Source organism: Nocardia farcinica (assembly GCF_029867845.1).
Taxonomy (GTDB): Bacteria; Actinomycetota; Actinomycetes; order Mycobacteriales; family Mycobacteriaceae; genus Nocardia; species Nocardia farcinica_A.
This window is the reverse complement of the sequence record NZ_JARWRU010000739.1, coordinates 1-6999: the sequence shown is the minus strand read 5'-3', so window position 1 is coordinate 6999 and position 6999 is coordinate 1. Positions and strand designations below refer to the sequence as shown.

At 69.4% G+C, this 6999-nt stretch carries 5 protein-coding genes; 2 read left to right on the top strand and 3 right to left on the bottom strand.

The features are described 5' to 3' along the window. Positions 1–141: 141 nt before the first annotated feature. The 3 genes from QH283_RS16170 to QH283_RS16160 form a co-directional block, all read right to left on the bottom strand. On the bottom strand, positions 142–2340 hold the full coding sequence (locus tag QH283_RS16170; protein WP_086845823.1) for a 3-hydroxyacyl-CoA dehydrogenase NAD-binding domain-containing protein: 2199 nt from the start codon (positions 2338–2340) through the stop codon (positions 142–144). 36 nt (positions 2341–2376) lie between these two features. Next, positions 2377–3594, bottom strand: coding sequence for an acetyl-CoA C-acetyltransferase (locus QH283_RS16165; protein ID WP_086845825.1), 1218 nt, complete (start codon positions 3592–3594; stop codon positions 2377–2379). Positions 3595–3678: 84 nt separating this feature from the next. Next, on the bottom strand, positions 3679–4410 hold the full coding sequence (locus tag QH283_RS16160; protein WP_280503810.1) for a nitroreductase: 732 nt from the start codon (positions 4408–4410) through the stop codon (positions 3679–3681). A 141-nt stretch (positions 4411–4551) separates the two neighbouring features. Between QH283_RS16160 and QH283_RS16155 the strand changes: the two genes are divergently transcribed. Together QH283_RS16155 and QH283_RS16150 are read left to right on the top strand one after the other, a co-directional pair. After that, positions 4552–5871, top strand: a complete 1320-nt coding sequence (locus QH283_RS16155) for an oxygenase MpaB family protein (protein ID WP_086845831.1) — start codon at positions 4552–4554, stop codon at positions 5869–5871. Next, a partial coding sequence (locus tag QH283_RS16150) for a CaiB/BaiF CoA transferase family protein (RefSeq protein ID WP_280503809.1) occupies positions 5868–6999 on the top strand: 1132 nt, incomplete at its 3' end. The genes QH283_RS16155 and QH283_RS16150, both read left to right, overlap by 4 nt.

Sequence of the window (6999 nt, the reverse complement as noted above, 5' to 3'; positions counted from 1 at the left end):
GGCCCCGTTTCCGGGTTTTTCCCCCCCCCCCCCCCCCCCCCCCGCTCGTTTTTTTTTTTTTTTTTTCCCTCTGCCCCCCCGCGCGGGGGGGCCCCGCGGGGGGGGGGCCCCCCCCACCAGGGGAATTAATCGATGCGGCGATCAGGACAGCGCGGGCTGCCGCTCGCGATGCGCGTCCGCCAAGGTGCCACCGTCGCGGGCGACCGCGACGAGCGACGACGGCGGGGCGAAACGAGCGCCGTAGGCGGCGGCGAGTTCCTCGGCACGGCGGACGAATCCCGCGACACCGCCGGGATAGCCGTCGATGTACTGCAGCACACCCCCCGTCCAGCCCGGGTAGCCGATGCCGAGCAGCGATCCGATATTGGCGTCGGGGACCGACTCGAGCACACCCTCGTCGAGGCATTTCACCGATTCGATCGCCTCGACGAAGAGCATCCGCTCCTTCAGGTCGGTGAAGGGCAGGTCGGCGCGCGGCGAGCCGAAGGCTGCCCGCAGTCCGGGCCAGAGCCGGGTGCGGGCGCCGTCCTCGTACTCGTAGAACCCGCTGCCCGCCAACCGCCCGGCGCGGCCGAACTCGCCGAGCATGCGATCCAGAACGGCCTCGGCCGGATGGGGATCCCAGCTGCCGCCCGCCGCCTCCGCGGCGACACGGGAGGCGTCCCGCACCCGGCGCAGCAATTCCAGGTTGAGTTCGTCGGCGAGCTGCAGCGCCGGGGCCGGGTAGCCTGCCTGGGTGGTGGCCTGCTCGATCACCGGCGCGGGCACACCTTCGCCGAGCATCGCCAGCGCCTCGTTGACGAAGGTACCGATCACACGGCTGGTGAAGAAGCCCCTGCTGTCGTTGACCACGATCGGCGTCTTGCCGATCGTGCGAGCGAGATCCAGTGCGCGCGAGACCGTTTCGGACGAGGTTCGTCCGCCCTTGATGACTTCGAGCAGCGGCATCCGATCGACCGGGCTGAAGAAGTGCAGCCCGATGAAACGATCGGGGGCAGAGACGTTCTCGGCGAGCCCGGTGATCGGCAGGGTCGAGGTGTTCGACCCGATCAACGCATCGGGCGCCAGCAGTGGTTCGATCTCGCGCAGCACGTCGGCCTTGAGCGCCGGATCCTCGAATACCGCTTCGATCACCAGGTCCGCGCCTGCGGCCGCCGCGACGTCGGCGGTCGGAGTAATCCGCGCGAGCACCTCGTCTCGGGTCGCCGCGCTGATCTGCCCGGCCCGTACGCGCTTGTCGAGCACCCGCAGCGAATAGCCCTTGCCGCGCTCGGCGGCCTCCGGCGTGACATCTTTGAGCACGACATCGATACCGGAGACCGCGCACTGGTAGGCGATGCCCGCCCCCATCATTCCCGCCCCGAGCACGATCGCCTTGCGCGGCAACCACGGTTCCCGGGCGGTATCCCGACCCCGCGGACCGTTGACGACCTGCATGTCGAAGAAGTTCGCCTGGATCATGTTCTTCGCGATCTGGCCGATGGCCAGATCGAGGAAGTACCTGGCCTCGATTGCCAGCGCGTTGTCGACATCGACCTGGGCGCCCTCGACCGCTGCGGCGAGGATGTTCGCGGGCGCGGGCGCGGGCGCGCCCTTGGTCTGTGCCCGCAGCGTCGCGGCCAGCGCGGGCAGCGTGGCGTGCAGTGGCGCACCGCGTTCTCCCGGAGCCCCGCCCGGGATCCGGAACCCCTCGGTGTCCCAGGGCTGGCGAGCGCCGGCGTGCTCGCGAATCCAGGCGGTCGCCGCCGGGATCAGCTCCTCGACGGTGGCCACCGTCGCATCGACGAGGCCGAGCTCCAGCGCACCGGCCACCGGGTGCTTCTTGCCGCTCAGCAGGACATCGCGCAGTGCAGCCTGCACGCCGAGCAAGCGGACGGTACGGACCACGCCGCCGGCACCGGGCAGCAGGCCGAGCGTCACCTCGGGCAGGCCGAGCGTCACACCCGGCGCGTCGACCACGATCCGATGGTGGGCCGCAAGAGCGAGCTCGAGGCCGCCGCCGAGCGCCGATCCGTTGATCGCGGCGACGACCGGGACCGGCAGCTTCTCGAGTCGCCGCAGCAGCGCGCTGTTGCGTTGCACGAAGGCGGCGAACTCGTCGATCCGGTCGCGGCGCGCGGCGCGCAGATCGTTCAGATCACCGCCGGCGAAGAAGGTCTTCTTGGCCGAGGTGAGAATCACTCCGGTCACGTCCGCGTCGTTCTCGATGGCGTCGAGTTCGGCGGCGAGGGACTCCACGAACAGCGAGTTCATGGTGTTGACCCGCTGATTCGGGTCGTCGATGGTCAGGGTGACGATCCCGCCGGAATCACGGGTGTGGTGAATGGCGATGGTGGTCATGTGTTTTCGGTGTCCTTTCGGGAGGGCTCGGCGGGGTCAGAGGGCTTCGACGACAGTCGCGATGCCCATCCCACCGCCGACACACAACGTCACCAGGCCGTAGCGGCCGCCGGTGCGGTGCAGCTCGTCCAGCACGGTGGAGACGAGCATGGCGCCGGTCGCGCCGAGTGGATGCCCCATCGCGATCGCTCCGCCGTTGACGTTGACCTTCGCGATGTCGACGTCGAGGTCCTTCACGAAGCGCAGCACCACCGAGGCGAACGCCTCGTTGACCTCGAACAGGTCGATATCGGAGACCCGCAGTCCCGCCTTGGCCAGTGCCTTCCGGGAGGCCGGTGCGGGCGCGGTGAGCATGATCGTCGGATTGTCGCCGGACACGGCGGTCGCCACGATCCGGCCCTTGGGGGTCATTCCCAGTTCCGCGCCCGCCTGCTCGCTGCCGATCACCAGCAGCGCGGCGCCGTCCACGATGCCGGAGCTGTTGCCCGCGTGGTGGACGTGATCGATCCGCTCGACCTCGGGAAACTCCTGCAACGCGACTGCGTCGAATCCGGCTTGCGCCCCCAGGGCGGCGAAGGACGGCGGGAGCGCGGCGAGGGATTGCACGCTGGTCCCGGGGCGGATGGTCTCGTGACGATCGAGCACGACGCGGCCGGTGATGTCGCGGACCGGGACGACGGAGCCGGCGAAGCGCCCCTCCGCCTCCGCCTTCGCGGCCAGTTCGTGCGAGCGTGCCGCGAATTCGTCGACATCGGCGCGGCCGAATCCCTCGATGGTGGCGATCAGATCGGCGCCGATGCCCTGCGGGACGAAGCCGGTGGCGAGGTTGGTGGCCGGGTCGTCCATCCAGGCCGCACCGTCGGAACTCATCGCCACCCGGGACATGGATTCCACGCCGCCGGCCAGCACCACATCCTCGAATCCGGAGCGCACCTTCTGCGCCGCCAGGTTCACCGCTTCCAGACCGGAGGCGCAGAAGCGGTTGATCTGCACCCCCGCGACGGTGTGTGGGAGTCCCGCCACCAGCGAGGCCGTGCGCGCGATGTCACCGCCCTGCTCCCCCACCGGCGAGACCACGCCGAGCACGATGTCGTCGATCCGGGCCGGGTCCAGCGAAGGATTGCGCTCCAGCACCGACCGGATCGTCCCGGCGGCGAGATCGATCGGCTTGATCGTGTGCAGGGAACCGGAACTCTTTCCCCGGCCGCGCGGGGTTCGGACGGCGTCGAAGATCAGCGCCTGCGTGTCCGTCATGAGGACTCCTCTGTGAAAGGGGTATTCGCGAGTGCCACGGCGATCAGGCACTCCCGGAACATACAATTTGTCTGAACACGTTGTCTAGTCTTGGCCGGATCCGTCGCCGACGAACGTGGCCACCTCCGCCAACGCCTGCCGGTCGGTGCGGTAGCCGTTCACCGGATGGCCGGGATCGGGGTAGCCGAAGGAGATCCCGAGCAGCACCTGGCGCTCCGGCGGCAGTCCGAGCTGCTCGCGCAGCAGCGGAGCCTGCGTCGCCAACGCGGCCTGCGGGATCGTGGCGACCCCGCGGCTGTGCGCGGCGAGGACGAAGTTCGACACGAAGATCCCACAGTCGACGGCGCCGTACGCTCCGAGCGCCCGCTCCGTGGTCACGATGGCCACGTGCGGCGCGTCGAAGAGGTCGAAGTTGCGCAACATCTGCTCGCCCGACGCGACCCGGTCGCCCTTGTCGATGCCGAGGCTCTCGTACAGCTGCCAGCCGCTGATCCGCCTGCGGTCCCGATAGACCCCCTCGTCGGCCTCGGGTACGGTATTGCGGGGCGCGCCCCCGGGACCGGCGACGACCGCGGCGCGCAGCGCCTTCCGCAGCCGATCGGTGTCCGCCCCCTCGGTCACGTGCACATGCCACGGCTGGGTGTTGCACCACGACGGGGAGCGGCGAGCCAGATCCAGGATGCGGGCGATCTCCGAGCGCGGAACCGGCTCCGGCGCGAAAGCCCGGCAGCTCCACCGGGAACGGAGGATGCGCTCCAGGGCATCGGTGGCTTCGTCGTCCGGAGCGAGAACGGCGGCATCGAATCGGTCGGTCATGCGGAATTTCCTCACGGGAGGCGACAACGTCGGGGCGCTCGCGACCACGATCGGACCGCAAGGCCAGACACGGAGTGTAGACATAGTGTTCAGTTTGGGTCTACCCTCGCTGTAACGGCAGTCACAACGAGGAGACGGACTATGACCAGCGCAGCTACGCGCCCGGGCGAGCGCACCTTCCGGGGCGATCTCGACGTTCCCCCCGGGCTCCCCCGCGGTATCGATCTCGGTCGGATCGCCAACAGAGACAAAGCCATCGCGATGTACGGCCGCGAGTTGGTGGAGAAGCTCACCGACCACGCCCTGCTCGCCGACGATTACGCCTACCAGGCGATGCTGGACTTCAAGGACAAATCCACCCCCACCAACTGGCGCACCTTCGACCTGGCGCTCGAACACGGCATCGACGCCGTGGAAGATCCGAGTCCGGGCCTGGTCGCCCTGTTCGAGGAGCTCGACCGGATCCCCGATTGGGTCGACTTCGACCAGCTCTACCGGGGCGCGGTCGCCTTCTGGCGAGCGGGCCCGATCGTGCCGCCGGTTCTCGCCTGGGCCACCATCGCCGGCGGGTTCTCCATGTACAGCGCCACCCGTCCGGTCCTGTTCAGCGGTCGGTTGCGGCAGTCCGACAAGGTCGGTACCCGGCTGATCGAGAGCTTCCGCTATGTCGTCGCCGCCTACACCCCCGGCGGCATGCACCGGTTCGAGGAGGGCTTCCGGCTCACCGCGAAGGTGCGGATGATCCACGCCGCCGTCCGGCACAGCCTGAGCCGCTCGGAAGCCTGGGACTGGGCGAACTGGGGCGTCCCGATCAACAACCTCGACGGGATGGTCACTCAGGCCGGGCAGTTCGGGGTGAAGTTCATCGATGCCGTGCAGAACTCCGGCTTCCGCTACAGCGACCGGGAACTGGAGGACATCTTCGCGCTCAGCCGCTACGTGGGGTACGTGATCGGCGTCCCGGAGGACATCCTGCACACCGACTACGAGGACGCGCGGCGCAAGACCGAAGTGCACACCCTGATCGAGCAGCCGCCGGACGAGCTGTGCCGCGATGTCGTGCACTCGGTCATCGCCTACAGCGTCGAAAACCCGCCCGGCGACGTGGAAGTGCTTCCCGGCCCCATCGCCAAGTTCATGACCACCGAACGTCGCTTGGCCCTGGCCTACGGCCTGCTGCACTCCTGGATCCCCGCCGACGTGCTGACCGCCCTCGGCGCCGAACGCACGCCGTGGCGGCATGTGCTGCCCGCGATCCGCCCGCTGGTATCGGCCGCCCACCGCATCGGCCGACTGCTTCCCCACGACGACGAGAAGACGGCGTTCGATATCCTTCGCACCTTCAACTCGGCGATCGAGGTGCCGCACGGCCAGAAGGCCGTCGCCGTGGCGAACCCGGAGGAAGTGCACGCCGATATCGCCGCCAACAAGGGCGGCATGCCCGTGGTGGCGGGCTCGTGACCGGGGCCGCCCGGCCACCCCTCGAGGGCGTGCGGATCATCGAACTGGCCGGCATCGGCCCCGGCCCCTTCGCCGGGATGATGCTGGCCGATCTCGGCGCGGAGGTGATCTGCGTCGACCGCCCAGGCGGCAATCCCTGGGCGGCGCAGGGGCATTCGATCATGTTCCGCAGCAGACGCCACATCGCGGTCGACCTCAAGACGGCCGCGGGCGCCGCAGTGGTGCGCCGGCTGTGCGCGAGCGCGGACGGGTTGATCGAGACCTTCCGGCCCGGGGTGGCCGAGCGGCTCGGTGTCGGCCCCCAGGACTGCATGTCGGTCAATCCGGATCTGGTCTACGGCCGGATGACCGGCTGGGGGCAGAGCGGCCCGATGGCCTCGATGCCGGGACACGACATCAACTACATCGCGCTGGCCGGAGCGCTGCACGCGATCGGCCGCAAGGGTGAGCCACCGGTGCCACCACTGAATCTGGTGGGCGATTTCGGCGGCGGCGGCATGCTGCTCGGCATGGGCATGCTGGCGGCGATCCTCGCCGCTCGCGGCGGGGGTGGCGGCCGGGTGGTGGACGCGGCCATGATCGACGGCGTCTCGGCCTTGATGGCCATGTTCCACACCTACCGGGCGGAGGGGCTGTTCAGCGACGAACGCGGCACGCACCTGCTCGGCACCGGCGCGTTCTTCTACGACGTCTACCGCACCGCGGACGGGCAGTGGGTCAGCATCGGCGCCATCGAAGCGCCGTTCTGGCAGGAGCTGTGCGACATCCTCGACCTGCCGGACGAACTGCGTGACAACCAGTTCGACACGGAGAACTGGGACGCGTACCGCCGGATTCTGGCCGAGCGGATCGAGCGTTACGACCGCGCGGAGCTGGACAAGCTGTTCCTCGGCAGCAACACCTGCTACGCGCCGGTGCTGTCGCTCGCCGAGACCGTCGAGCATCCGCATCACCGGGAGCGTGGGACCTTCGTCGAGATCGAGGGGGTGGTGCAACCGGCGCCGTCGCCCCGCTTCGACGGCGCCCCACCGCCCAGGCCGCGTCCGCCGCGGTCCCCGGGTGCGGGCCGCCGCCAGGTACAGGCCGATCTCGGCAACCCCCACCACGAGGTCTCCGCTCACGGCGACC